The organism is Microcoleus sp. S13C4 (assembly GCF_036700865.1).
Classification (GTDB): domain Bacteria; phylum Cyanobacteriota; class Cyanobacteriia; order Cyanobacteriales; family Microcoleaceae; genus Microcoleus.
Map to the genome: position 1 here is coordinate 56,227 of NZ_JAUBPS010000001.1, position 24,533 is coordinate 80,759.

Sequence of the window (24,533 nt, forward strand, 5' to 3'; positions counted from 1 at the left end):
GCTTTAATTGTCTTGGCTCCTATTTTAGCCAGTCTCTAATTTGAGCTGATTGTGCGGAATCAAAAGTTTTTTTTCTGCCTCTACCTGGTTTATTGTATAATCCGAGCATTCCCTCATATTCCCATCGATTCAACCAGTTATACATAGTCTTATAACTAACTTGAAAAATTTTCATCAAGTTTTCATTGTTGACACCTTGTGAAACTAAGATCAAAAAATGCGATATTTGGCGCACTTGATGATGTCTGCTTTCGCGATAAATTCGGTTCAGAATTTCAAGGAAAGTGGATTAATCTCTCGAAGTAAAAACATATAAAACCTATTTAAATACAACTTAATACTTTAGTATATCATATTAGTTATTTATATAATTAATTTTGTTTAACTACTTAATGCGAAGCCTTGATGCTGAACTTTTCTTTAATAAACCGGATATAAAGGTGCTTGAAAGCCGACTTCACCACGCGGGGCATACCAAAGTCGATCGGCATCATATTTTCCGGCAACTTCCAATCCAAAACCTTGAGAGTTTCGGGCTGCAAAAGCGGAAAATCAATCGCCTCTAAATTCGAGCAAAGCCCCAGTCTCATAGCCGCAGCTACAGTGGGAACCGTCGCCGGATCAGCATTAATAATTTCAACTAAAGTTCTGTCCAAAGCAAACACATCATCAGAGGCGGCCAAAATTCCCAAAAACTTCGGTTCGCCGCCGCTTGGCCCGTTACCTTCGTGGCCGATAATGCCATCCAAAATCGTCAAATTTGGGTTAATTGCCCGGGCTGTTTCTACCAGCATTTCACCGAATCTGGCGCTATCCTTGCCAGCTTCCATGTGCCACCAAGCCTTCATTTTGCCGGGGACGCACCCAAACAAATTTTTCACGCCCATTGTCACGGTTAATTGAACGTGAGATTTTAGTTTGGGCAAATTAATCACTACGTCCGCTTCCATTGCTTCTTTGCAAATTCGCAGATGATTGAAATCTTCGCTGACAGTTTCATAGCGTTTTCCTTGAAACTCAACTACTGGCAAATTCAGTTCTTCCAACAGCGGCAAATAACCGTTGGCTTTGGCTACACCCATTGCGCTGCCAAAAGCGGGACTATCACCTAAAAACGGTTTCCCTCCCGCTTCAATGACCATTTTAGCCACGCAGTAAACTAATTCTGGGCGGGTGACGCATTCTTTTGTAGGGCGAGAACCTGTGAGGAGATTGGGTTTGAGTAAAACCCGATCGCCCGATTTGACAAAAGCCGAGATTCCGCCCAAGGGCGCCAGCAAACTTTCTAAAGAGGTTTGCAAGATTTGGCGATCGTATGAATTGGCACGAATTAAACTAACAGCAGACATAATTAATTGTGAATAAATGTGTAATTGGTAATTGGTAATTGGTAATTTATCCTCGCTATTAATTGTCAGCGATTCCCATTACCCATTACCCATTACCGCTAACTAGCAACTCGGTTTAAGTATCCATCGGCAATCTGCCAACAGCAGCCCGCTGCATGGTACTAACTCGCAGCGAGTTAGAAAATATTCCTTGACCTTGAAGTGCCGGGATAGCAGGTTTTACTTCTACTTTTACCAACCGGGCAGTGCAGATAAAAACCGTTTGATCGGCTAAATGGAAAGTCAACCAAGGTTGATTTAACAAATTCAGCACTTCCTCTTGGAATTCTTGTGCAGGCATCGGAATAGTAAAGGTTTCTGTGTGACCTTCCACATAATGAAAGGTCACTTGAGTCGTGTTCTCTTTATCTTGAGTTAATTTGGAAAAGGAACCTGCACGCATAAATTTTGCTCCAGAATTTTAAACTATAAAAAAATTCAGAATTAAATATCAAAAAATTGAATTCTGAATTGTTTAACTTTAACCTGTGGCCATCAAGCAGAACTCAGAAGGCAGAAAGCAGAATTAAATCGAGTTCAGCCTTCTAGTATCTAGTTGATACTTGCGATCGGCTAAGCGTTAGCAGAAGATGTTGGCATCGCACTCATTTTTTCTAAATCTAGAACTTTTGCCAAGTCTTCTCCACTCATTAAACCCCTTTCTAGCACAATTTGCCGCAAAGATTTGCCCGTTTCTAGAGATTCTTTAGCAACGGCGGCAGCGTTGAGATAGCCGATGTGGGTGTTGAGGGCGGTAACGAGGGCGAGACTGCCTTCTGCGTAAGCGAGACACCGATCGCCCTTAGCTTCAATTTTTTCGAGGCATTTGGTGCTCAGGGCGCTGATGGTATTGCCTAAAATTTCGATGCTGTGAATCAGATTGTAGGCAATCAGGGGCATCATCACGTTCAACTCTAATTGTCCCGCTTGGGCGGCAAGGGCGATCGCGCTATCGTAACCCATAACTTGAAAACAAACCATCGATGTCATTTCTGCCATCACAGGATTGTATTTTCCCGGCATAATTGACGAACCAGGTTGCACAGGAGGCAGTTGAATTTCTTTCAAACCCGTTTTCGGCCCTGAGTCCATCAAACGCAAGTCGTGGGACATTTTAACGCAATCCTGAGCGAGATTTCGCAGTGCACCGGACACATTTACAAACGGTGCCATACTCTGCATAGCTGCCATTAAATGCCTTGCTGGTTTCAGGGGTTGGTCGATTAATTCTGAGAGAATTTCAGCAACTTTTTGACAGTATTCAGGGTGAGTATTTAAGCCGGTTCCTGCCGCACTTCCCCCCAATCCCAGGGATGTCAAATCATCGGATGCCCTGTCAATTCTCAAAGTATGTTCTCTGAGAATTTGCGCCCAAGCGCCGAAGGTATCGCCGAGTCGAACCGGTACGGCATCTTGCATATGAGTGCGGCCGGATTTAACAATATTTTTGAATTCTTCTGCCTTGTTTTCTAGGGCGAATACGGCCTCCGACAATGCTGGAAAAAGAGTTTTTTCTAACGCCAACAATCCGCCGATCCGAATCGCCGTCGGAATCACATCATTTGTTGATTGACCGTAGTTTACGTGGTCGTTAGGACTAACGCGCTTGTAGTTGCCTTTTTCCTCGCCCATAATTTCCAAAGCGCGATTTGAAAGAACTTCATTAACATTCATGTGGTGAGAAGTTCCGGCGCCAGCTTGATAGACATCAACTACAAATTGATCGCGCAATTTGCCAGCTAGGATTTCATCTGCTGCTTGGACAATGGCTTGACTAATGTCTTCGGGAATGCAGCCGAGTTCGCCATTGGCGAGCGCAGTAGCTTTCTTAATTAATACACAAGCATCAACGTAAGTTGATAAAGGCTTAATGCCACTGATCGGGAAATTTTCAATAGCCCTTAGAGTTTGGATGCCATAATAGACATTAGATGGGATTTGTTTGTCTCCCATAGAGTCGCTTTCGGTGCGGTAGCTGATGGTTGGGTGTTCGCTCATATCGCTTTGTTTGTGATGATTGGGAATTGGGATTTTTTTTAACGCTGCTGACTGTCACTGCTGTTTTACCTAACCGGCGGACTCAGTAACATACAAGTCACGATTGTAAATAATTATCTCACACTCCGAGTTAAATCTCAAAGCTAAAATTTTCAATTAATATTACTTCCCTAAACCTGTGCAAGAGTAGTTGTGTAATTTCGACTTTGTTAGATAGCGTACTTCTGTACTTTATTAGAGACAATTTGCGTGTTTAACAATAAATATCAAACCCTACTGCGGAATTTTGTTACAAAAATTCAAGTTAGAATTTTCTGAAAGTTGTTATATTTGGTAGCACAAACAATTTTGCAACAGGCGAATTGCCAAAAATTATGCCGCGTTACCCAACCATAGATGATGTTCCTACCCTCCAAGAGGCACTGGAAGGAATAATTGTTGAAGATTTAAAAAAGCTGAATGCACTGTTGTCGGGCGATCGTAAATTAACCCGCAAGGCTGACCTAGTTGCTGGGATTAAAGAGCAAATGCAGGGACAAAAACTCAAGCAAGTTTGGGCGCAATTAGACGACCTGCAAAAAGCGGCCGTAGCGGAAGTTATACATGGGCCAGGTGGTGGCTATGATGCCGATGTATTTATGGCGAAATACGGACAACAACCAAACTGGGGAATGAGCGATCGCTATGGATACAATCGAGAACCCTCCCTACTATCCTTGTTCTTCTACGGCACTGCGATACCCTACGATCTTGAAGAAAAATTGCTGAAGTTTGTGCCAAAACCTCAAGGAATTTCCTTAAGTCTGGTTGGCGATGTACTGCCAGATAATTTTATAATTCGTGTAGAAAAACATAACTTTCGTACATCTCAAAGAGAGGTATCCGAGTACGAACTTCCTTTGACTATTTTTGAAATGGAACGGGCAGCCCCAAAGGATTTTGAAGCAGTTTTGCGTCTGATTCAGTCGGGCAAAGTTGCCGTTAGTGAGAAAACCGCATTACCTGGTGCCGCAACTCTGAAAGCGATCGCCGCCGTATTGCAAGGGGGTGATTTTTATAACGACGAACAGCGCCAAGCTACCTTGGAAAAGGGCGATATATTCTACGAGGTTGGTAACATCAAATCCTTTGCTTGGGCCGCGATCGCCCAAGCTAGCAAATTCGCCGAACTATCGGGCAAAAAGCTCGTTTTGACCAAAGCGGGACAGAAAGCTTTGCAAGAATCACCTGCCAAAGGATTACAGACAGCATGGAAGCGCTGGTTAAAAACAAACACTTTTGATGAATTTCGCCGCATTGATGCGATTAAAGGACAAACCGGCAAGGGCGCGCGCGGCATGACAGCGGTGGCGGGGCGGAGAGAGGCGATCGCCTCAAGGCTAGCAGAATGTCCTGTCGGTAAATGGATTCTGTTTAGCGAATTTAGCAGGTATATGTTGGCAACGGGCAATCGGTTTGAAGTAACGCGCGATCCCGACAATCTCTATATTTCTGAATTTGGGTATGGTAACTTAGGATATTCGGGCAGTCATGATTGGCATATTCTGCAAGAAAGATATATGCGCTGCCTGTTGTTTGAGTATGTTGCTACCCTTGGAATAATTGATGTTGCCTATGCCGATCCGTCCCTCGTACCCAGTGATTTTGACGATCTTTGGGGAACGGACGATTTGAGATTTCTCAGCCGCTACGACGGCTTAATATCTTTTCGCTTGACAGCTTTGGGGGCTTACTGTTTGGGATTGACTCAGAATTACACTCCGCCAGCAATTGAGTTCCGTCAAACACTCCGCGTACTGCCCAATTTAGATATTGTTGTAGCAGGAGAAGGCATCGCGACATCAGATGCGATAGTCCTCGATCTCTATGCTAAAAAAGTTTCCGATGTCGTCTGGCAACTCGATCGACAAAAGCTATTTACCGCCATTGAAGCCGGATACCCGCTAGCAGAATTTAAAGAAGTTTTAGAGACAAGAAGTATCGAACCGCTACCCGAAACCGTACAGCAATTTCTGACGGATGTTACAGAACGAGCCAATAGTTTGCAAGATGTAGGAACTGTCAAGTTAATCGAATGTACAAACGCCCATTTAGCAGTGTTGATTGCCAATGATTCCCGTACCAAAAAATTCTGTCAGCTAGCGGGCGATCGCACTTTAGCAGTTCCATTATCCCAGGAAACTAAATTTCGCAACGCCCTGCGGCAGATCGGCTACGTCTTACCCCAGCGGGATAAATAGTACACCTGATACTATTAGTGTCAAAAATCACCCGAAAACCTTTTTATCTTTCGTTTATAGCTGAGTCCAGATCCCCCTAAATCCCCCTTAAAAAGGGGGACTTTGAGTATTTGTAGGGTGCGTCGCTGGCGATAAATCCTAAAAAAAGATCGACACTCTCAATCGCGACGCACCTTATAACATGGACTGGAGCAAATCAACCAAACTTTTCTGTTCTAACAAACTTATTCCTTCTTCCTTCTTCCCTCTTCCGTCTTCCTTTTTCCCTCTTCCGTCTTCCTTCTTCCTTCTTCCTTCTTCCTTCTTCCTATGACTTACGTTCCCGAAAATGCTTTGATCGTGCAAAGCGATCGATCGATCTTACTAGAAGTTCACGCTGCCACAGCACAACAGGCGCGAGAAGCGATCGCCCCCTTTGCGGAATTAATCAAAAGTCCCGAACATATCCACACCTATCGCATCACGCCCCTCAGCGTGTGGAATGCGCGGGCGGCGGGAATGCCAGTTGAAGAGGCGATCGCAGCTTTGCGAAAGTATGCCAAGTATGCCATTCCTGAGTCCGTAGCGCAGGAAATTGAACTGTTGGGGGCGCGGTATGGATTAACTGTAATTGAAAGAATCGATGCGGCTAGCCCCGATTTACAACTGCGAATTGCCGATTTGCCCCTAGCGGAATTGCTGGTACGGGACGATCGCGTCAAACCAATGTTGGGTAAGCGCATCTCCGATCTTTGCTTTCAAGTCGATGCCGGGAATCGCGGCGTACTCAAGCAAGCTTTACTAGCGGTGGGCTATCCGGCAGAAGATTTGGCTGGATATGTCGAGGGTGCGGAATTAGGGATTTCTTTGCGTGATCGTACTTTAGCGGACTTGCCCTTTAACTTGCGTGCTTATCAACAAGAAGCAGCAGAGGCATTCTATCAGGACGGCGAGGTAAAAGGTGGAAGTGGCACGATCGTCCTACCGTGCGGGGCTGGTAAAACGATTGTCGGGATGTTAGCGATGAGTTTGGTAAAGCAAAAGACACTCATCCTCACCAGCAGTTTGACTTCAGTGCACCAGTGGCGCAGGGAAATATTAGACAAAACGAGTTTAACTGAGGATGCGATCGCTGAGTACAGCAGTGTCACCAAACAGACGGCTGCTGTCACCCTATCGACTTACCAAATGCTAAGTTATCGATCGAATAAAGATGATGAATTCCCGCATTTCGAGTTGTTTAACGCCCAATCGTGGGGACTGATTATTTATGATGAAGTCCATCTATTACCTGCACCGATATTTCGGATCACCGCTGAATTACAAGCACGACGCAGGTTAGGTTTAACTGCAACATTGATTCGCGAAGACGGGAAAGAAGGCGATGTATTCACATTGATTGGACCCAAGCGCTATGACGTACCTTGGCGCGAATTGGAAGGACAGGGATTTATTGCCACTGCGAATTGTACGGAAATCCGCGTCGCCCAAAATGAGGCGGAAAAAATGGAATATGCCCTAGCGCCCCGCCGCAGCCAGTTTCGGATTGCTGCGGAAAATCCGGGTAAGTTGGATGTGGTACAAAGTTTATTGCAAAAGGAGGCGGGACACCGTATTTTAATTATTGGTGAGTATCTCGAACAGTTGGATGCGATCGCCAAAATTACCGATTTGCCACTGATTACGGGGAAAACAAAACAGGCAGACCGCGATCGGTTATACGAAGCATTCCGTCACAAAGAGATTCCCGGATTAATTCTATCTCGCGTGGGCAATTTTGCCGTCGATTTACCCGATGCCGATGTTTTAATTCAAGTATCGGGAAAGTATGGTTCTCGCCAAGAAGAAGCGCAGCGCCTCGGACGAATTCTTCGCCCCAAACCCGACGGACACAATGCCAGCTTTTATACATTAGTATCGCTACAAACTTGCGAGGAGGATTTTGCCCGACACCGCCAACTGTTTCTGACTGAACAGGGCTACAACTATCGCATAGAAGTTCAAAAAGATGTTTAGTCGGCCTTGCATATTCGTGTTTTTTCTGATTTGAATAGGTGTATTTTTCTGGGGTATGGGAAAGGGGCGAGGGATCGGGTTTCACCTGTCGGTAAAAAATGTAACGTTCGCACTCACTGGACGCTAGTAACCTCTGCATCATAACCGATCAACTCTCTGCGGTCGGTGTGCATGGGCGTTGTTAGACACCATTTGAGCTAGATGGTGTTACAGTTGCATCATCTAGCATACGCATTAATAAACTTGCAAAACCTAGAATCTCAAAACTTTTTATTGGATCGGAGGTATCCAAAAAACGATGGCTGAGTGGATTCTTAAAACTACCGATTGCGCCTCGGTACATAGAGTGTGCTGCCTCCTGTTCTGCATTTACTGAACTAAAAATGAGCTTTGGTTGTTGATTAGGATTCATAACCTTTGAAACCAGAGCAACTCCTACATCATTTGGTGCTGCTGATGCACGAGCTCGAATTTCTTCTTCGACAGTTTTCATGGCATTGAATATTGCATCATCATACTGTCCCAATTCAAATTGTTGCTGGCATCGCTGAATAATTTTTGGATGCAGAGAATTAATTGTGAATTTGAAGCTAGTCTGGGGTTCAGGTATCATCTGACCTAACCTGCGCTGCAAGTCGTCAATTAGTTCTTCACTCGACATCGCATTTGCGCGATGCTTGTAGAGAGTATTTTCAAATGGTGTGAGAACCTTTTCGTAAAGTTCCCCAACATACTGACGACGTAAAGCATAACTACCCAAATGATCTGACCAGTAATTATACCAATCCCACAGGGATCTAAAAGAATTTGGATTGTCAACGTTGAAGCCTTCATTTTGTAGAGATTCCAGCTTCAATCTCACTTCCATATATAGCTGCTTATACTCATCATCTTTTTCCTGAATACGTGCTTCACCTGTTGCAACTGTCACCATAAGTGTCTGAAGTTCGTGAATTTTCTGCACAATTTGTTCAAGTGATTGTGGTGTCATATATAAAAATAATCTCTATAATCGATTAGTTATCAGTCTTACAGTTTCAGCAATGCTCGTACTTGTATCTCTCTACTTGTACTTGATATTAATAACAGTCTCCCCTTGTGACCCCACTCTTAAATTCACATTACAAGGAATACCTATTTCATTTAGGTTAGTACCAATATTTATACCTGCTTCTTTGGCAATTTTTATCTCTAACTCATCAACCCCGTTTTCTTTGCCAGCTCTAATTATTTCCTTGATATTTTCAAGATCATTCCCCTGACTTAAAGTAGCAGCATCAATAACCTTCTGAGCTAGTGGTTCAATCAATAGTTTCCATATGTCATAACCAAGGATAAGGCTTTTCCAACCATGAGGAAGGACAGATTTAAAGGCAGTTGCAGCTATATCATTGTAATCAATTGAGATTTTCTTAGTCATCGCTTAATTTGCCTGAGCAATCTCTAGAACTTCGTTTTGATCCGCAGCAACTGCGTACACCTCCGGGTCAAATTCACAATCAAAAGGCGTGTGAACCACTAGCTGAACACAAAACCAAGGACGGTTAATCGCAGTTGCGACGTACTCCCCCACAATGGGAATGCGGGCAAACTCTCGTTTTTCGTGGTTAGACCAACTCCGTTCCTGCGGGCTTTTAGTGTAAAAAAACACTCTCAGTGACATCACAAACTCCTTTGAGTTGCATAACAGTCTAGCTCAACCGCAGTCGCTAATGCTGTGCAGGCTTAGCTCTTTTCGCTATATAGCTATAAAATACCGCAAATTGCTCATGTATGTCAATTTCTTCTTACTCCGCTCGGAATCTCCTGTTGCGGGTATAAAATCAGAGCATATCGTGACTAGCTCCTTCTTTGACAACAGCGATCGACAAAGAACCTATCAAACAGTGTAAAGCCGCTCAATCTACAATTGTTATGCTTAAACAAAGCATCTGTCCTTTCAGGATCATGTAATATACATCCTTAAAATGAGCGAATTGGAAGTCTACAATTGGGTGAATACTCGCGATCGCCGTTGCTTTTTTAATTAAAGCACAAGCATCAACGTATGTTAATAAAGGCTTAATGCCGCTAATCGGGGAATTTTCGATCGCCTTAGAGTTGGGATGCCGTAGTAGACATTAGATGGGATTTGTTTGTCTCCCATCGAGTCGCTTTCGGTGCGGTAGGTTGCGGTTGAATGTTCGGTCATGTTAGGAAGTTGGTGATAATATCAAATTATCGCACGTTTAGAGGTAATTTCATTGACGGATGAGGTTGAGAGAGAGGAGTTAATTGCCCAACTGCTGGCCGATCGAATCAAGCATAACCCAGAGAACATTCTGCGGATTACCAGATTGTCTGAGGGTAAAATTATTTTTTTGGAGATTGGTAATGATATTTCAGGGTGGCAACACATTCGCAAGAATCACGCTAATGACTTTGCCAACAGGGGAATTCCAGAAGACATGATTATTGATGCTATAATAAGTGCGGTCACTAGCGGCATAATTATAGGAACTCAAGGGACTAAGCGTAAGCGAGATGTCTATGAAATTGAGTTCAACGGTGTAGTTCAATACATTTCAATAAGTGTCGGTGAAAATGGCTATATTGTCGGTGCTAACCCTACAAATAAAGATCTAATTTACCGTTTACTTCGGGAGAGACAGTAATGATGCAAAGAATTAAGCTGATGGCTGATTTTGATTGTTATCCGCTGTGGGATATGGATGATGGTGGCGATATCGATCCGACAGATTTACCGCTGAGGGAGGCAACAATTGAACGGTTACTCAATTGGCAAAATATTTATGATGGAATCATGGATTGGGATGACCCCGCTTCTGCCGGTTTTGCGAGTAAACAGGAAGAGATAGCTTTTGAAAGAGAAGGAATTAGTTTATGGCAGAAAGTTCAAAAAGAACTTGGAGATGATTACCAGGTTTTTTATAAGAGTCAATTGCAGCAGCGGGTTCTAACTTCCGTGTATAAATCGGGCTTCAGTAATTATTTGCAGGCTGTGCTAACTTACGAATTGCCACAAGTTATCCAAAAAAGAAGGCTCAATTTGGCAGATAAAGGAATTCCCGAAAACCAAATTATCGCTCAGATAACGGTTCCTGTCACTAGGGCGAAAAGCAGTGAAACCCAAGAAAAAATTAGAAGTGTCGATGGAGTTCAATTCAACGAGTACCTCTATTTATATCAAGCAAGCAGCACTGTTCATATTGTACGTGCTAATTCCCCACGTAGAAAGTTCATCCCTGCTTTAGCCACGAGAAAGAGTGATGAAAAAAAAGATTGAGTTGCTTATATTCCTCCCCCAACTTACAAGCTGCTACACTATTAACAACCGCATCCTTACCCACATTTATGCTCGCAAAAGCAATCCTCGCTCTCGCTCCCTTGCCAACAAAGATACAACAAGAAGTGTTCGACTTTGCACAAGTCCTCGTGCAAAAAGCGGAACAGAAAAAACAGTTACCTAGCGAAAGTTCTTAGTCTAACAGTTCGTCAACAACTGCACCTACTCTCAAGCTATCACTTAGAGAAATTGCTAGCCTGCCAATAGCGGAACGCCATAAAATACTAGCACCATATATGGGTGCTACAGCAGAAGATTTTTTGATGTATCCTGAATTAACCGAGTTTTCGGTACTCGATGGCGAAGACTGGGAGACTAAGTATGACTGCTAACCCAAAACGAGGAGAGGTTTGGCTGGTACAACTCGATCCAACCCGAGGGCAAGAAATTCAAAAAACACGTCCTGCGGTTGTGATTAGTTCGGAAATGTTTAGTTCTATCCCCATGCGGATTATAATTCCTGTGGCTACATGGCAACCTAAATTTCAAAATCGCCCTTTCATTATTCTCATTCAGCGAACTGAAGAAAACTGTTTAGACGCAGACTCAGGAGGCAATGTTTTGCAAGTTCGGAGTGTAACTACTTAGCGATTTGTCCGATGTATCGGCAAAGTTTTTGAAACTGTTGTGCAAGAATTAGTAATAGGCTTAATTATCTGTGTTGATTATCGTCCATAAAATCAGGAATGTCGATCGCCCGAATTAGCTTTCTGAACATAAAACACACAAGAGGCTAGTCAGTAGGTTGGCTTGCACTGGATTCAGGTCAACAGTGGCAAACCATCATCTAGTGGCGTTTCCTCCCTCAACCCAAACCTACCAAACTTACCAAACTATCAGCCGCCTTCCAGCTTCAAAATTTACTATCCTGCAGGATGTTGATTTATTCCCACCGATCTGATTTCTTTGTGACACAATAGATTTTAGTATAAATCTATGTGAGGATTGTTCATGGCCCGTTTTAATCAAATCCTTGTCCTTAGCGCCATCAGCCTTATAGCTTTGGCTGGTTGCGACAGCGCTAAGGAAGCTTCCACTCCGCAAACTTCATCCGCCCCGGTTCCTACTGCTACTGCTGTAAAAACTGAGAAACCAGCATCGCAGGGAAACTATGCAGAATTGAGTGGTGTGGTGTCCAGTACCAAAGCAGCAGTTCAGGCTGGAAACTTTGCCAAAGCCAAAACCGAATTTAACAAATTTGAGAATGCCTGGAAGAAAGTAGAAGACGGTATCAAAGCTAAAGCTCCTAAAAGCTACGATGCAGTTGAAGAGACTACAGACAAAGTAATGGCAGACCTCAAAAAGTCTAAGCCCAGTAAAGACCAAGTGCTGACTCAATTGCAGTCGCTGGAAAAGACTATCAGTAGCATTCCTAAGTCTTAAATTTCAGTGGTGAGTGCTTGATTCTACAGTCTGAGACGCAGAAACCGATTTTTTTAACTCTTGTAATTGGTTCACACCTTGAAGAAAAGTTAAAATATCCGGTTTCTGTCCCTCGGAGTGCCTAAGTCCTGTTAGAGTTATGCGATCGCACTTACTCAGCAACAAGCACTCAACACTCCCTCTTTATATAACCTCAGTATTCCCAAACTTTCAACCACTATGAAGAGAGCATTTCGCAAATACCACCGCATTCTAGGCATTATTGTTGCTTTGCCGATCGCACTGACTGTCTTGACGGGAATGGTCATAACTATTGTCCGAGAGTGGCCGCTCGGTATAGAAATTTCATCGAGATTTTTATTAAAAATTCATACAGGTGAAATCTTCCACCTGCAAGCAATTTACCCGATTTTGAACGGATTGGGAATGATAGGCTTATTGGTGACTGGTTTAAGTATGTCTGGTTTGTTTGGCCGGAAAAAGCAGCCCACCTCCAATGATTAAAACCAAAGAGATGAGGAACTTTGGTCGGTTATATTGTTGGAATGGCTATAATCAGGAACTCTCTCACCTTTGAGAGTCGTGATAATATATGTAGGTAACGCAAAAATCTAACAAATCTGAAGGGTAAAAATTCAATGAAACCCACTATTAATATCGAACAAACAGTGTCCGAAAACTTGCGACTTCTGTCGGTAGAACAACAAGAGGAAGTGCTCGATTTCGTTCAATTCCTCTTGTACAAATCCCAACAGACAAAGCAGTTTACCATAAGTTCCGAATCTAGCACTTCGCCAACAGAAACACCGCCTCTCAAGCGCTCGCTACTAGACGGCGAAGACTATTTAATGGACCCAGCTATTACTCGCAGTCATGATGCTTTTTTGAAAGGTTACGCACCCGAAGACGAAGGACTTTATGACGACTATTGAACCTGGTGATTTTTGGGTGGCAACTATTCCTTTTACAAACGGCGCAGCCTCTAAAAAACGCCCCATACTTTTGCTATGGTTGGATGGCGAGGATGTAGTAGCAGCCGCCGTCACCTCTGCCAAACCCCGCAGCCAAACTGATGTATTTCTTAATGATTGGTCTGTCAGCGGTTTGCGCGGTGCTTCAACAGTGCGTTTGTCTAGATTAGATTGTTTGGAAAAGTCTTTGTTGCTAGCGAAAATCGGGCAAATTTCTCAAGCAGATGCCGCAGCAGTGAAACAAGTCTGGGAGTTGTACGTTAGGCCTCAATTCTAATGATAGTTCGATCGCCCGTATTTTCTTCATCAAATTAGCGATCGCCCTCAACTCCCCCCTCCCATGCCCCAACAGCCCAACAATACTTAATAAAAACTTTACAAAACTTACCCGATCGCCCAACATGGGTTAGAGTTATCTTATAAAATCCAGCAATCCTGCAAAGCGTCAACCTTCTCGTCACTTATCCAGTGGTTCGATGACTCAAACCCAAAGCACTAAAACCGCCACCGCACCAGCAATTTATTCCTTGACAATTGCTCCCGCCTGTGTATTGCGGGGTCGATCGGCGATCGCACAAGCCGGAGATGCGATCGCCCGTTTCGGAAAGCGGCCGCTAATCGTCGGCGGCAGCAACTCCCTCGCCGCCGTCCAACCCTACCTGCAACCAATCCTCGAACAGCAGCAGTTAAAATCCGCCGAAACAGCATACGGCAAGGATTGCAGCGAAATCAGCCTCGAAACCCTCCGTGAAGCAGCCCAAACCCATCAAGCCGACTTCATCATCGGTGTCGGCGGCGGCAAAGCCTTAGACGCAGCCAAACTCGTCGCCCATCAGTGCAAAATCCCGATCGTCACAATACCGACATCAGCAGCCACCTGTGCCGCTTGGACAGCCCTTTCTAACATTTATTCAGAACAAGGTGCATTCCAATACGATGTCACATTAGCCAGATGTCCCGACTTATTAATACTAGACTACGGCTTAATTCAAACCGCACCGCAGCGGACATTAGTAGCAGGAATTGGAGATGCGATCGCCAAATGGTACGAAGCATCAGTCAGCAGCGGACACTCCGAACAAACCCTGATTATTTCGGCCGTTCAACAAGCTAGAATACTGCGCGATATTTTATTCCAAAAATCAGCCGCCGCCCTCAAAGAACCCGGTAGCGAAACCTGGCAAGAAGTCACAGATGCAGCCGTATTGCTAGCAGGAGTAATCGGCGGAATTGGCGGTGCCCAATGCCGCACCGTCGCCGCCCACGCCGTCCACAACGGCTTAACTCATCTATTAGCAAGTCACGGCACATTGCACGGCGAAAAAGTTGCCTACGGCATTTTAGTACAACTGCGACTAGAAGAAATGCTGCAAAACAATCAACTCGCCGCTAGCGCCAGACAGCAACTGCTAAAATTCTATGCCGAGATTGGATTGCCCCAAACTTTAGACAACCTCGGACTCGGAGACATTACCATCACAGAATTGCAGCGCGCCGCCGACATAGCCTGCAATCCCAATTCCGACATCCATCGACTGCCTTTTAAAGTTGTTCCCCAACAATTAATGGCAGCGATGGTTTCTACCACCGCACCTGTGGGAGAATTAAAGATTAAGAATTAAAACAGTTTGTAGTAAGGACTTTAGTCCTGAAAAGGCTGTGCTAGCAAGGACGGAAGTCCTTACTACAAACCAGGAAAACTGACAACTGACACAAAATAAATGACCTTGGATTGGATTAGCCCTGCTGACAGGTTGCAAAAACTACCGCCCTACGTATTTGCCCGTCTCGACGAACTCAAAGCCCGCGCCCGCGAACAAGGACTCGATTTAATAGACTTAGGAATGGGAAACCCCGACGGGGCCACTCCTCAACCAGTAGTAGATGCGGCTGTCGCAGCCATCCAAAATTCTGCCAATCACGGCTATCCACCCTTTGAAGGAACTGCCAGTTTCCGCCGTACTATTACTAAATGGTACAGCCGCCGCTACAACGTTGAACTCGATCCAGAAAGCGAAGCATTGCCTTTGTTGGGTTCTAAAGAAGGTTTAGCACATTTTGCGATCGCCTATATCAATCCAGGGGACGTAATATTAGTACCAAGTCCCGCTTATCCCGTATTATTTCGCGGGCCAATCATTGCCGGCGCAAAAGTTCACAACATCATCCTCAAACCAGAAAACGACTGGGTAATTGACTTAGCCGACATTCCCGACAGCGTAGCCGAACAAGCCAAAATACTCTATTTCAATTATCCCAGCAATCCGACTGGAGCAACAGCACCCCGCGAATTTTACAAAGATATTGTTGCTTTCGCACACAAACATCAAATCTTGCTGGTTCACGACTTGTGTTATGCCGAATTAGCCTTTGACGGCTATCAACCGACAAGTTTATTAGAAATTCCCGGCGGTAAAGAAATCGGTGTCGAATTTCACACCATGTCCAAAACCTACAATATGGCCGGCTGGCGCGTCGGTTTTGTAGTAGGAAATAGCAAAATTATTCAAGGTTTGCGGACATTAAAAACTAACCTAGATTACGGTATATTTTCCGCTTTGCAGACAGCAGCAGAAACAGCACTGCAATTGCCGGACAGTTACTTGCACGAAGTGCAGAATCGTTACAGGACTCGGCGTGATTTCATGGTGGAAGGATTGGCAGAATTAGGGTGGAATATTCCCAAACCTCTGGCTGCCATGTATCTTTGGGTTCCCTGCACTCGCGGCATGAGTTCTACGGATTTTGCCCTCAATGTTTTGCAGCAAACTGGTGTTGTGGTGACTCCTGGCAATGCTTTTGGGCCGGGCGGCGAAGGATATGTGAGAATTAGTTTAATTGCAGATTGCGATCGACTGGGAGAAGCATTGCGGCGAATGAAACAAGCAAATATTCGATATTAGTCATTAGTCATTAGTCAGTAGTTATTGGTTATTTTTGGGTTGTTAGTTGTTATTGGTTATTTGTTGGTGATAATAACCAATTATCAACTGACAACTGACAACTGACTATAACGTTTTAATTTGCTGAATCACCCAGTCAAAAGTTTGCATAACTTGGTTGAGGGCCGATTCATCTTGTAAAGTAAACAAAGCCAGACTCGGCGACCTTCTCTCACCCGGTTCTATAGGCAGCGACAGACCGATCGAACTCAGCTTACTTCTCAATTCCAGCCAATTCGGTTCCGCATTAAACGGCGGCTGGGAACCGTAATTATCAGCAGAAATCTCCATTCTGCCAGCAATATCTACAGTGAATAACTGATAGGGTTTTCTTCCCCTGTGAGGCAATTGGGCGGCGAAACCGCCGTAGGCATCCCCCGTTCCCCATTGGATCTGAACTTCGGGTTCTTGACTTTTTGCCCACAAGTAAATTGCTCTTGCCATTTGCGCCTCGTCCGCGCCTCGTCTAGCTTTGATTTCCGCAAAAAATGAAGATTCATCCCAACGCCTTCTTTCGCGCGTTGCGCTGGATTTTTTCTGCTGTGCTTCCGCTGTCTGACCGATCACTCTAGGAACCAGCGTTTTCAAACCATCTTCACTTACATACTGCTTAATTTCCAGAGCCAAAACTTCAACCGGGTCCATTTGTTCGTTGAGAAATTCCACAACTCGGCGCATTTCAGCGGAAATTTCGTCAGCTACAAACACTAAGCGAACTTTACCCGCTTGCAAATTAGTTTTAACCTTCTGCCAAAATCTCTCTTCATTGGCATCTGCACCGAGAAACTCTTCAAAAATCTGTTCAGGATCGCGACCCCGATCGCGACAATTAGCTTCAAACAGAGCAATAATTGAATCGATGGGCCAGTAAAACAACGCATTAGCAGCATAGTCGATCGACTGACCCAAAACTTTTTGCCGGATATCAGCATTCGGAGTTCGCCGGACATCCACCAAAGTAGGAACGGCATTTTGGTCGAGAAACAAATGATCCAGCGACCACTGTACCGCTGTTTCTTCATCGCTGGCCACTGCTGCTTCCCGCGAAATTAACAGCCACCTGCGCGGTGTCGCCCGATCGATTTGGTCTCCCGCGATCAAATTAGGATAAGTTACTAACAAGTCTTGTAATTGGTCTTCCGAGTCGTAGGGCTGTTCCATCATTTCTACCAGCCTGTCGTCATCCTGAATCAGATAAATACCTCCAGCCATGCAAGTCCACCTACTTAATTTTAGATTTTAGATTTTAGATTTTAGATTTTAGGCTGAGTTATTAGTCTTCAGTCTTCAGTCCGCAGCCAATAACTTGTGAAGGGGGAAGGCATTGGTCAAAATTCAATAAAAATTTTGAAGTCAATAATTTTTATTGTTTGTGAATTCCACCAAAAAAACCTTCTGACTGATGACTGATGACTGATGACTAATCACTAATCACTAATACAACCAGTAAATACTCGCTGTGCCGGGCCGGTCATGTAAATCCGCCCAGAAATTTCTGCCCATTCGATTTCCAAAACGCCGCCGGGGAGTTCAACCGCAGTTGCCCGATCGCACTTCCCTACCAACACCCCAGCTACCACAGCAGCACAAGCACCAGTCCCACAAGCTAGAGTAACACCCGCGCCTCTTTCCCACACCCGCATTTTTACATAGTCTGAACGTATCACTTGAATAAATTCGGTATTGGTACGCTGCGGGAAGGCTTGGTTGTGCTCGAATTGAGGCCCGATAGTTTCTAAAGCAACAGCCGAAACATCCTCTACAAACGTAATGCAGTGAGGATTGCCCATGCTGACGCAGGTAACAGACCAAGATTTATCAGCAACTTCGATCGGCACATCAATAACTTTGGCATCCGATGCGGCTAAAGTTGTCGGAATTTCCGCAGCCAGCAGCCGGGGAACTCCCATATCCACCTTCACCTGACCGTCCGATCGCAATTCCGGGCTAATCACACCCGCCAGAGTGTGGATGCGGTACTGAGTTTTCGCCTCTGACCCTTCCAAATCGGCGATAAACTTAGCCAAACAGCGAATCCCGTTGCCGCACATTTCCGGTTCCGAACCGTCGGAGTTAAAAATCCGCATCGTATAGTCAGTGTCATTTTGACCCGGAAGAGCAAATATCACGCCGTCTGCGCCAATCCCGAAATGTCGATCGCACAAATCCACAGCTTGTTCTGGCGTGATCGCTGGTTCTGACGAGTGGCGGTTGTCAATCAGAATAAAATCATTTCCCAGTCCCTGATACTTCGCAAACTCGATCGGCATAAAAACAAACCTCTTTTGGTTAAAACGGATTAGATAATTTGATGACACAATTACCCATTTCCTAGTATTATAAAACTTTATGCAATTTATAGTCCTTTCTAGTCAAATATCAACAAATATAATTTTTACAACTCTACAGGGATATCTAATTAATGCTGATGTCAATGGCTCAATGAATATCGGTAGAAAAGTAACCGTCAATGGGTTTCTCTGTCATCGGGTACAGGCACTTGTAATTGTGGCAGTAAGGTTTAAACGGTATAAACAGAAGAATATGGTTTAAGGTAATATTTGACTATATTTTTCTGAACTATGTCTGAATTTGAAACCGGATTGCCCAGCGTTCGCTTAATACAAAGCTACATCAAAGACAAACAACACGTGGAGATCAAACTCCTGACCGGCGACTTAGTAGCTGGCAGAATTTTTTGGCAGGATAATAGCTGCATTTGCCTCCTAGATCCCTCAGAAACACAAATTCTGATCTCGCGGCCAGCAATTGCTTATCTCAAACCCAACGGCTGAGAGTGGGGAGGGGGAGACGGGGCGATGGGAAAAATCTTCCCTCTTCCTTCTTCCCTCTTCCCTCTTCCTTCTTCCTTCTTCCTTCTTCCCTCTTCCTTCCCTAATCGCTAAACAGCTTTTCGCTGACTTGAACCTTGACCAAAGGCAGCTTTAAAGCAGGTTGCGGCATCGGTGGTGAGGCCGTCCGCTGCATCAAGCCGAGCTCGTAGAAGCCGCCGCACAGCAGCAAACGATCGCCTTCTTGCAAATTGCTAGTTCCGTCGGGCCAGCGAGTAAATTTCCCTTCCCGGCGGATCGCCCGCACCTGCACCCCGTACTGGGTCAGCAAATCTACCTCTGACAGTTTTTTGCCCGCCCAAGGGCTGTTTGCTGGCAACCTCAGCCACTGGCAAGAACTGTCGCCCTGCGGCACTGCAACTTCCCCCTTCGCCAGCAACTCAAAACTGATGAGTTCTTCCGGTTCTCCCACTACAAAAAGTCGATCGCCCGACTGCAAAGCTGTCTTGCCGTTGGGATAATCAATTTCCTCGCCATCTTTGCGGACGATCGCCATCACACTGACCCCTGTCAACTGCCGCAAGTTAGTTTCTTCCAGAGTCATACTGGCGATGGGAGAACCTAACGGCAAGTTGTACCACTCGCTGTTCATATCTCGTACCGCCACTTTCAAATCCCGCGAAATCGCCAAAGGTTCGCGCGGTGGCCGCAATTCCAGATAGCGGCTGCTGCGAATTTGCTGTACATCCCGCCCGATCGCCATTGCCGAGAGTCCCATGCCAGCCAGCAAGTGGGAAGACAGTTCTAAACTGGCTTCAAACTCGGGCTGCACGACTTCCCATGCCCCCAGTTGGTAAAGCAGTTCGATGTCTTTATCTTGGTTCGCGCACACCACAATATCCAAATCCGGGACTAATTCTAAAGCCCGCTTCAGACACAAGCGAGTGCTCATGGGATCGGGAAGGGCGATCGCCATGGCTTTTGCCCGTTCCACCCGGGCGGCTTCCAATACGTGCAAGCTGGCAGCATTCCCGTAAATGTAAGGAATTCCTTGCACTCTACACTCTTGAATTCTACTTTCTGACTCGTCGATCACCACAACTGAACAGTTGCGGCTTTGCAGCATTTTGACTAAAATTCTACCGACTCGCCCATAGCCGCAAACCACAACATAATTTTGTTCCGGCAAAGTTTCAGCTATTGCCACAGGTTGAGATGTTTCGTCAAAATAGCGCTGCAAAGGCCCGAAATTTTCCGCCCATTTCAATAACTGTGGCACGCTTCTCAATACAAATGGAGTCAGGACGAGGGTGACTGCTGTGGTGCCTAAAATTAATAGGTAAACGTTCCGCGAAACCAGCCCCATAACTTGGCCGGAACTAGCGAGTACAAAGGAGAATTCTCCTATTTGAGCTAAGCCCAAACCTGCGATCAATGCTGTTTTTAGCGGATAGCCAAATAGTCGGACGATCGGCGCTATAATCAAAAATTTGCCGACAAATACTAGAAATACCAGTCCCAGAATTAATTCTAGATGGTTCCACAAAAACATCGGGTCAATTAACATTCCGATGGTGACAAAAAATAAGGATGCAAAAATATCTCGCAAAGGCTCGACATAAGTGAGAGTTTGGTCGGCATATTCAACCTCTGAAATCATCAAACCCGCCACAAATGCGCCCATCTCGATCGAAAAACCCAAATATTCTGTCAGCAGCGCAATCCCTAAAGCCAAAACCACAACTCCCAGTAAAAACAGTTCCCGGCTTTCTGTTTTAGCCAGGTAGCGCAGCAACTGCGGTACGATCCAAATGCCCGCGACTACAGCACCGGCAGCAAATAACCCGATCCGCAGCAGGGCCCACGCTACCGTCATGCCGATCGCTTCTGCTGGCTGATTGAGTGCCGGCAAAACTGCTAACATTAGCCCCAAAGCCAAATCTTGAACTACTAATATTCCCAGCATGACTTGACCGTGGGAAGTACCGCCTTCATTGCGTTCCATCAAGCACTTGAGTACAACTGCTGTCGAAGAAAGCGACAGAATCGCTCCTAAAAACACGCCTTGAGCGGGCGATTCTACCCAGCCTACAGCCAAGGAAATTGCAGTAGTAAAGGCGATCGTCAGGACAATTTGCAAACCCCCCCCGCCCAAACTAATGGCTTTAACTTTCTGGAGTTCGGCGAAGGAAAATTCCACTCCCAAGGCAAACAACAGAAAGGCAACCCCGAATTCAGCCAGGGTGTCTACCTGAATTAATTCTTTTATCAGCCCCAAACCGGCCGGCCCCACTACGATCCCTCCCAGGAGATAGCCGAGAATTACCGGCTGTCGCAATAACGATGCAAAGAGTCCTCCTGCTGCGGCAGCAGCGAGAACTAGAACTAAGTCAACGATCAGTCGGAAGTCTTCTTGCACAACTTTATGAAAAAAGTATAAAGTTATATTATAGTCTCTAATGTGTTGACTATGTTTGCGTCGTTGACTGTAGTTGGGGAGCCAAGGCAACTGCAACTAGAGAACGAGGTATTTTCTGATACCAAAGAGTTTCACACCTCACCAAAAGCTTAACCTCTTGCAAGTTGATCGAGGCATTGGGGCTTGATTGGGGGTAATGTTTCACCTCAAGCCGATGATGGCGGAAAGATTAAATTAAGTTACTTTTTTTAATCAATTGCAGGCTGGGTGGAGTGGTGTTGATTACTTTTTTGGACTGAGCGATTTTATAATTGTGTACGTTCACCGATCGGCGATCGGTAAAAAAGATTAGTTGAAATCGTTTCTAGTCAAGCCATGCTTGCAGATTTACCCAATCTACTACATAATTACTCTGACACTTTTGTGTTTTTTTCCAGTAATTCCCGATTTTGATAACCATAAAGATTTAGGTTTTGGATAAGTAATTGTGTCGTTGCTCTTGAGACCTCAAAATGACCAGTCCCTTCGGGATGTAGGTTGGACAAAGCTGCCGTCGCACCTGTAAAGACTGCACAGGAGGCGATCGACTCCCTAACTGCAGGACACCCGTATGAGCTCGGTCACGAACTGAGCATTGCCGATTTCTACCTAATTCCCGTCTTCACCTACCTATCGCAAACCCCAGAGTACGAAGCAATGATCGCTCAAACTCCGAAGCTGCGGACTTGGTGGAATGAGGTCAGTCAACTTCCCAGTGTGAAGAAAGTCTGTACTTGACATCTGTGCATTTATATAACTCACTGCTTTACAACCATGTCGCATTTATTTGAGCCATTCGATCAACGTGGCGTTAGCTTCCGCAATCGCATTGCAGTTTCTCCCATGTGTCAATATTCAAGCGTTGATGGATTCGCGAATGATTGGCATTTGGTTCATCTTGTCAGTCGAGCCGTAGGAGGGGCAGGGCTTGTCATGACTGAAGCAGCGGCAGTAGAGCCTGAAGGACGAATTACGCCGCAAGATTTGGGAATATGGGACGATGCTCACATTGAAATGTTGGCGCGAATCGTCGAGTTAATTCACCGCAACGGTGCGGTTGCTGGAATTCAACTTGCTCATGCAGGTCGAAAAGCCAGTACAGCACCTCCGTGGGATGGGGGCGATGTGCTTTCGGAATCTCAAGGAGGATGGACTTCGATCGCCCCTAGCGCCATTCCATTTGCTCCCGATAGCCCCGCCCCGATCGCTCTTAGTATCGAAGACATTCAGAAGCAGACCGCATTCTTTGTCAACGCAGCTCAACGCGCCCTCGAAGCCGGATTTGACGTAATCGAGATTCATGCGGCTCACGGCTACCTACTGCATGAATTTATGTCTCCCTTGAGCAATCAACGGACTGATGACTATGGTGGCAGTTTTGAGCATCGCATCCGGTTTTTATGTGAAGTTGTGCAAGCGGTGCGAAATGTTTTGCCCGATCAAACACCGCTTTGGGTTCGCATCTCTGCAACCGATTGGGTTCCAAATGGTTGGGACATTGAACAAAGTATTGCACTCAGCGATAAATTAAAGTCACTGGGCGTTGATTTAATCGATTGTTCATCAGGCGCAATTGTACCGGGTGAAAAGATTCCGACGGGTGCAGGTTATCAAACTATTTTTGCCGATCGCATTCGACGCGAAGCCAACATCGCCACCGGAGCAGTTGGTATGATTACTGCACCCGCCCAGGCTGACCAAATCATCCGTACAGGTCAAGCAGATATGGTATTACTTGCCAGAGAACTGCTGCGCGATCCTTATTGGCCGATGCGGGCTGCGAAGCAACTACGTCAATCGGTGCCTGCTCCAATTCAATATGATCGCGCTTGGTAATTAAGCGGATTTGCGATCGGTTTTACACAAATCCACTAGGAATCACTGTTTTAGTGTTTCTGTAAACCAGTCGCTCAATAAAGGCTTTTTTGATGCGGCCTCAAGTACAAGGCACGTTCCCATCGCCGTGACGTGAGCCGATTTAATCAATTAACAGGAGTGAATATGTCTGAGATTCAAAACAAGGTTGTCATCATTACTGGAGCAAGTAGTGGTTTAGGTGAAGCCACCGCTCATCGTTTAGCCGCCAGCGGAGCCAAACTGATGCTTGCTGCCCGCCGCGAAGATAGACTCAAGGAATTGGTGGCTGCCATCGAAAAAACAGGTGGCACCGTTGCCTATCGAATCACCGATGTTGCCGATCGCGCCCAAGTGCAAGCATTGGCGGACGCAACGCTGGAAACCTATGGGCGCATTGATGTGCTGGTCAATAATGCGGGTTTAATGCCACTGTCTCCCCTTGACCAGATTAAGGTCGATGAGTGGGATCAAATGATTGATGTCAACATTAAAGGCGTACTTTACGGCATCGCTGCGGTGCTGCCGACTATGCGCCAACAGAAGTCTGGACACGTAATCAACTTGTCGTCTGTTGCAGGACACAAAGTATTTCCGGCGGGGGCAGTTTACTGCGCTACCAAGTATGCCGTGCGAGCGATTTCCGAAGGGCTGCGGCTGGAGTCAAACGGTGAAATTCGTTCTACCAATATTTCCCCCGGTGCGGTTGCCACTGAGTTAACCAGTACCATCACTCATGGTGATACGGCATCAGGGGTGAATCAGTTGTATTCAATCGCCATTGATGCGGATGCGATCGCCCGGGCGATCGCCTATGCCATCGAGCAACCCGGTGATGTGGATGTCAACGAAATGATCATCCGTCCGACTCGTCAGGAGTTGTAAAGTGGGATGATCGCATGAGAGTCGAGCGACTCAACTGAATTTAACCCAACGGCTGAACTGTTCCTGGGTCATCCATAGCTTGATTGAGTAACGCCGAAGCGGAAGCGATCGCAGTGGACTTACCGGGTTTCGGCGAAACTCCGCCGCTGACAAGTGAAGTTTCGATGCGAACGCTAGCCGATGCAGTCAGTCGGACAGCGCTCTTTGCCCTGTTTTGGGCGCATCCTTGGCCATTGCCGCGTGAAATAACCCTCGAATAGATGCGGAGTTTTGCGGCTGCG

General features: G+C 45.6%; 27 protein-coding genes. 16 read left to right on the forward strand and 11 right to left on the reverse strand.

All coding sequences use genetic code 11. The annotated features are described in order from the left end of the window. Positions 1-19 precede the first annotated feature (19 nt). From QT996_RS28555 to QT996_RS00235, 4 genes are all read right to left on the reverse strand, one after another. Entirely contained in the window at positions 20-235 is a 216-nt protein-coding gene (locus QT996_RS28555) for a helix-turn-helix domain-containing protein (RefSeq protein WP_445304533.1), read from the reverse strand. A 154-nt stretch (positions 236-389) separates the two neighbouring features. Then, positions 390-1,349, reverse strand: coding sequence for a DUF362 domain-containing protein (locus tag QT996_RS00225; protein WP_333043809.1), 960 nt, complete (start codon positions 1,347-1,349; stop codon positions 390-392). A 115-nt stretch (positions 1,350-1,464) separates the two neighbouring features. After that, positions 1,465-1,791, reverse strand: coding sequence for a hypothetical protein (locus QT996_RS00230; RefSeq protein ID WP_333043810.1), 327 nt, complete (start codon positions 1,789-1,791; stop codon positions 1,465-1,467). Positions 1,792-1,961: 170 nt separating this feature from the next. After that, entirely contained in the window at positions 1,962-3,386 is a 1,425-nt protein-coding gene (locus tag QT996_RS00235; protein ID WP_333043811.1) for an aspartate ammonia-lyase, read from the reverse strand. A gap of 374 nt (positions 3,387-3,760) precedes the next feature. Between QT996_RS00235 and QT996_RS00240 the strand changes: the two genes are divergently transcribed. Continuing rightward, entirely contained in the window at positions 3,761-5,626 is a 1,866-nt protein-coding gene (locus QT996_RS00240; RefSeq protein ID WP_333043812.1) for a hypothetical protein, read from the forward strand. Positions 5,627-5,935: 309 nt separating this feature from the next. After that, a complete protein-coding gene (locus QT996_RS00245; protein ID WP_333043814.1) occupies positions 5,936-7,621 on the forward strand; it encodes a DNA repair helicase XPB in 1,686 nt (561 codons plus the stop codon). A 181-nt stretch (positions 7,622-7,802) separates the two neighbouring features. On the opposite strand, the gene QT996_RS00250 is transcribed toward QT996_RS00245, so the two are convergent. The 4 genes from QT996_RS00250 to QT996_RS00265 all read right to left on the reverse strand — a co-directional run bounded on the left by QT996_RS00250 (position 7,803) and on the right by QT996_RS00265 (position 9,812). Continuing rightward, positions 7,803-8,612 (reverse strand): TIGR02391 family protein, encoded by an 810-nt coding sequence (locus QT996_RS00250; protein WP_333043816.1) that lies wholly within the window; start codon positions 8,610-8,612, stop codon positions 7,803-7,805. Positions 8,613-8,684: 72 nt separating this feature from the next. Further along, a complete protein-coding gene (locus QT996_RS00255) occupies positions 8,685-9,041 on the reverse strand; it encodes a hypothetical protein (protein ID WP_333043818.1) in 357 nt (118 codons plus the stop codon). 3 nt (positions 9,042-9,044) lie between these two features. Next, positions 9,045-9,284 carry a hypothetical protein gene (locus tag QT996_RS00260; RefSeq protein WP_333043819.1) on the reverse strand — a complete coding sequence of 80 codons (240 nt, stop codon included), beginning with the start codon at positions 9,282-9,284 and terminating at the stop codon, positions 9,045-9,047. Positions 9,285-9,671: 387 nt separating this feature from the next. Continuing rightward, the gene (locus tag QT996_RS00265) at positions 9,672-9,812 is read right to left on the reverse strand and encodes a hypothetical protein (protein ID WP_333043822.1); all 141 of its coding nucleotides are present in this window, start codon (positions 9,810-9,812) and stop codon (positions 9,672-9,674) included. A gap of 52 nt (positions 9,813-9,864) precedes the next feature. On the opposite strand from QT996_RS00265, the gene QT996_RS00270 reads away from it, so the two are divergent. The 9 genes from QT996_RS00270 (at position 9,865) to QT996_RS00310 (ending at position 16,224) form a co-directional block, all read left to right on the forward strand. After that, entirely contained in the window at positions 9,865-10,275 is a 411-nt protein-coding gene (locus QT996_RS00270) for a hypothetical protein (RefSeq protein ID WP_333043824.1), read from the forward strand. Continuing rightward, positions 10,275-10,907, forward strand: a complete 633-nt coding sequence (locus QT996_RS00275) for a hypothetical protein (protein ID WP_333043825.1) — start codon at positions 10,275-10,277, stop codon at positions 10,905-10,907. The genes QT996_RS00270 and QT996_RS00275 overlap by 1 nt, the downstream gene beginning before the upstream one ends. A 381-nt stretch (positions 10,908-11,288) precedes the next feature. Continuing rightward, a complete protein-coding gene (locus tag QT996_RS00280) occupies positions 11,289-11,555 on the forward strand; it encodes a type II toxin-antitoxin system PemK/MazF family toxin (protein WP_333043827.1) in 267 nt (88 codons plus the stop codon). Positions 11,556-11,918: 363 nt separating this feature from the next. Further along, positions 11,919-12,350: a hypothetical protein gene (locus QT996_RS00285; protein ID WP_333043828.1), complete on the forward strand. Its 432-nt coding sequence runs from the start codon at positions 11,919-11,921 to the stop codon at positions 12,348-12,350. A 219-nt stretch (positions 12,351-12,569) separates the two neighbouring features. Then, a complete protein-coding gene (locus QT996_RS00290; RefSeq protein WP_333043829.1) occupies positions 12,570-12,854 on the forward strand; it encodes a peptidase in 285 nt (94 codons plus the stop codon). Positions 12,855-12,988: 134 nt separating this feature from the next. Next, a complete protein-coding gene (locus QT996_RS00295) occupies positions 12,989-13,282 on the forward strand; it encodes a hypothetical protein (RefSeq protein WP_333043831.1) in 294 nt (97 codons plus the stop codon). Then, the gene (locus tag QT996_RS00300) at positions 13,269-13,598 is read left to right on the forward strand and encodes a type II toxin-antitoxin system PemK/MazF family toxin (protein ID WP_333043833.1); all 330 of its coding nucleotides are present in this window, start codon (positions 13,269-13,271) and stop codon (positions 13,596-13,598) included. The genes QT996_RS00295 and QT996_RS00300 overlap by 14 nt, the downstream gene beginning before the upstream one ends. Positions 13,599-13,797: 199 nt before the next feature. Continuing rightward, the gene (locus tag QT996_RS00305) at positions 13,798-14,943 is read left to right on the forward strand and encodes an iron-containing alcohol dehydrogenase family protein (protein WP_333043835.1); all 1,146 of its coding nucleotides are present in this window, start codon (positions 13,798-13,800) and stop codon (positions 14,941-14,943) included. Between the two features lie 99 nt (positions 14,944-15,042). Further along, on the forward strand, positions 15,043-16,224 hold the full coding sequence (locus tag QT996_RS00310; protein WP_333043837.1) for an aspartate aminotransferase: 1,182 nt from the start codon (positions 15,043-15,045) through the stop codon (positions 16,222-16,224). Between the two features lie 105 nt (positions 16,225-16,329). Here the strand turns inward: QT996_RS00310 and QT996_RS00315 are convergent, their stop codons facing one another. Then, positions 16,330-17,475 (reverse strand): hypothetical protein, encoded by a 1,146-nt coding sequence (locus tag QT996_RS00315; protein ID WP_333043838.1) that lies wholly within the window; start codon positions 17,473-17,475, stop codon positions 16,330-16,332. Positions 17,476-17,690: 215 nt separating this feature from the next. Beyond that, the gene (dapF, locus tag QT996_RS00320; protein ID WP_333043839.1) at positions 17,691-18,533 is read right to left on the reverse strand and encodes a diaminopimelate epimerase; all 843 of its coding nucleotides are present in this window, start codon (positions 18,531-18,533) and stop codon (positions 17,691-17,693) included. Positions 18,534-18,845: 312 nt separating this feature from the next. Between dapF and QT996_RS00325 the strand changes: the two genes are divergently transcribed. Next, the gene (locus QT996_RS00325; protein ID WP_333043840.1) at positions 18,846-19,058 is read left to right on the forward strand and encodes an Hfq-related RNA-binding protein; all 213 of its coding nucleotides are present in this window, start codon (positions 18,846-18,848) and stop codon (positions 19,056-19,058) included. Between the two features lie 100 nt (positions 19,059-19,158). Here the strand turns inward: QT996_RS00325 and QT996_RS00330 are convergent, their stop codons facing one another. After that, positions 19,159-21,474: a cation:proton antiporter gene (locus QT996_RS00330; protein ID WP_333043842.1), complete on the reverse strand. Its 2,316-nt coding sequence runs from the start codon at positions 21,472-21,474 to the stop codon at positions 19,159-19,161. A gap of 537 nt (positions 21,475-22,011) precedes the next feature. Here QT996_RS00330 and QT996_RS00335 point away from each other — a divergent pair. The 4 genes from QT996_RS00335 to QT996_RS00350 all read left to right on the forward strand — a co-directional run bounded on the left by QT996_RS00335 (position 22,012) and on the right by QT996_RS00350 (position 24,512). After that, positions 22,012-22,251 (forward strand): glutathione S-transferase domain-containing protein, encoded by a 240-nt coding sequence (locus tag QT996_RS00335; protein ID WP_333043843.1) that lies wholly within the window; start codon positions 22,012-22,014, stop codon positions 22,249-22,251. Between the two features lie 36 nt (positions 22,252-22,287). After that, positions 22,288-23,349, forward strand: a complete 1,062-nt coding sequence (locus QT996_RS00340; RefSeq protein WP_333043844.1) for an NADH:flavin oxidoreductase/NADH oxidase — start codon at positions 22,288-22,290, stop codon at positions 23,347-23,349. A gap of 165 nt (positions 23,350-23,514) precedes the next feature. Continuing rightward, positions 23,515-24,252: an SDR family oxidoreductase gene (locus QT996_RS00345; RefSeq protein ID WP_333043845.1), complete on the forward strand. Its 738-nt coding sequence runs from the start codon at positions 23,515-23,517 to the stop codon at positions 24,250-24,252. 83 nt (positions 24,253-24,335) lie between these two features. Further along, positions 24,336-24,512 (forward strand): hypothetical protein, encoded by a 177-nt coding sequence (locus tag QT996_RS00350; RefSeq protein WP_333043846.1) that lies wholly within the window; start codon positions 24,336-24,338, stop codon positions 24,510-24,512. Positions 24,513-24,533: the final 21 nt, after the last annotated feature.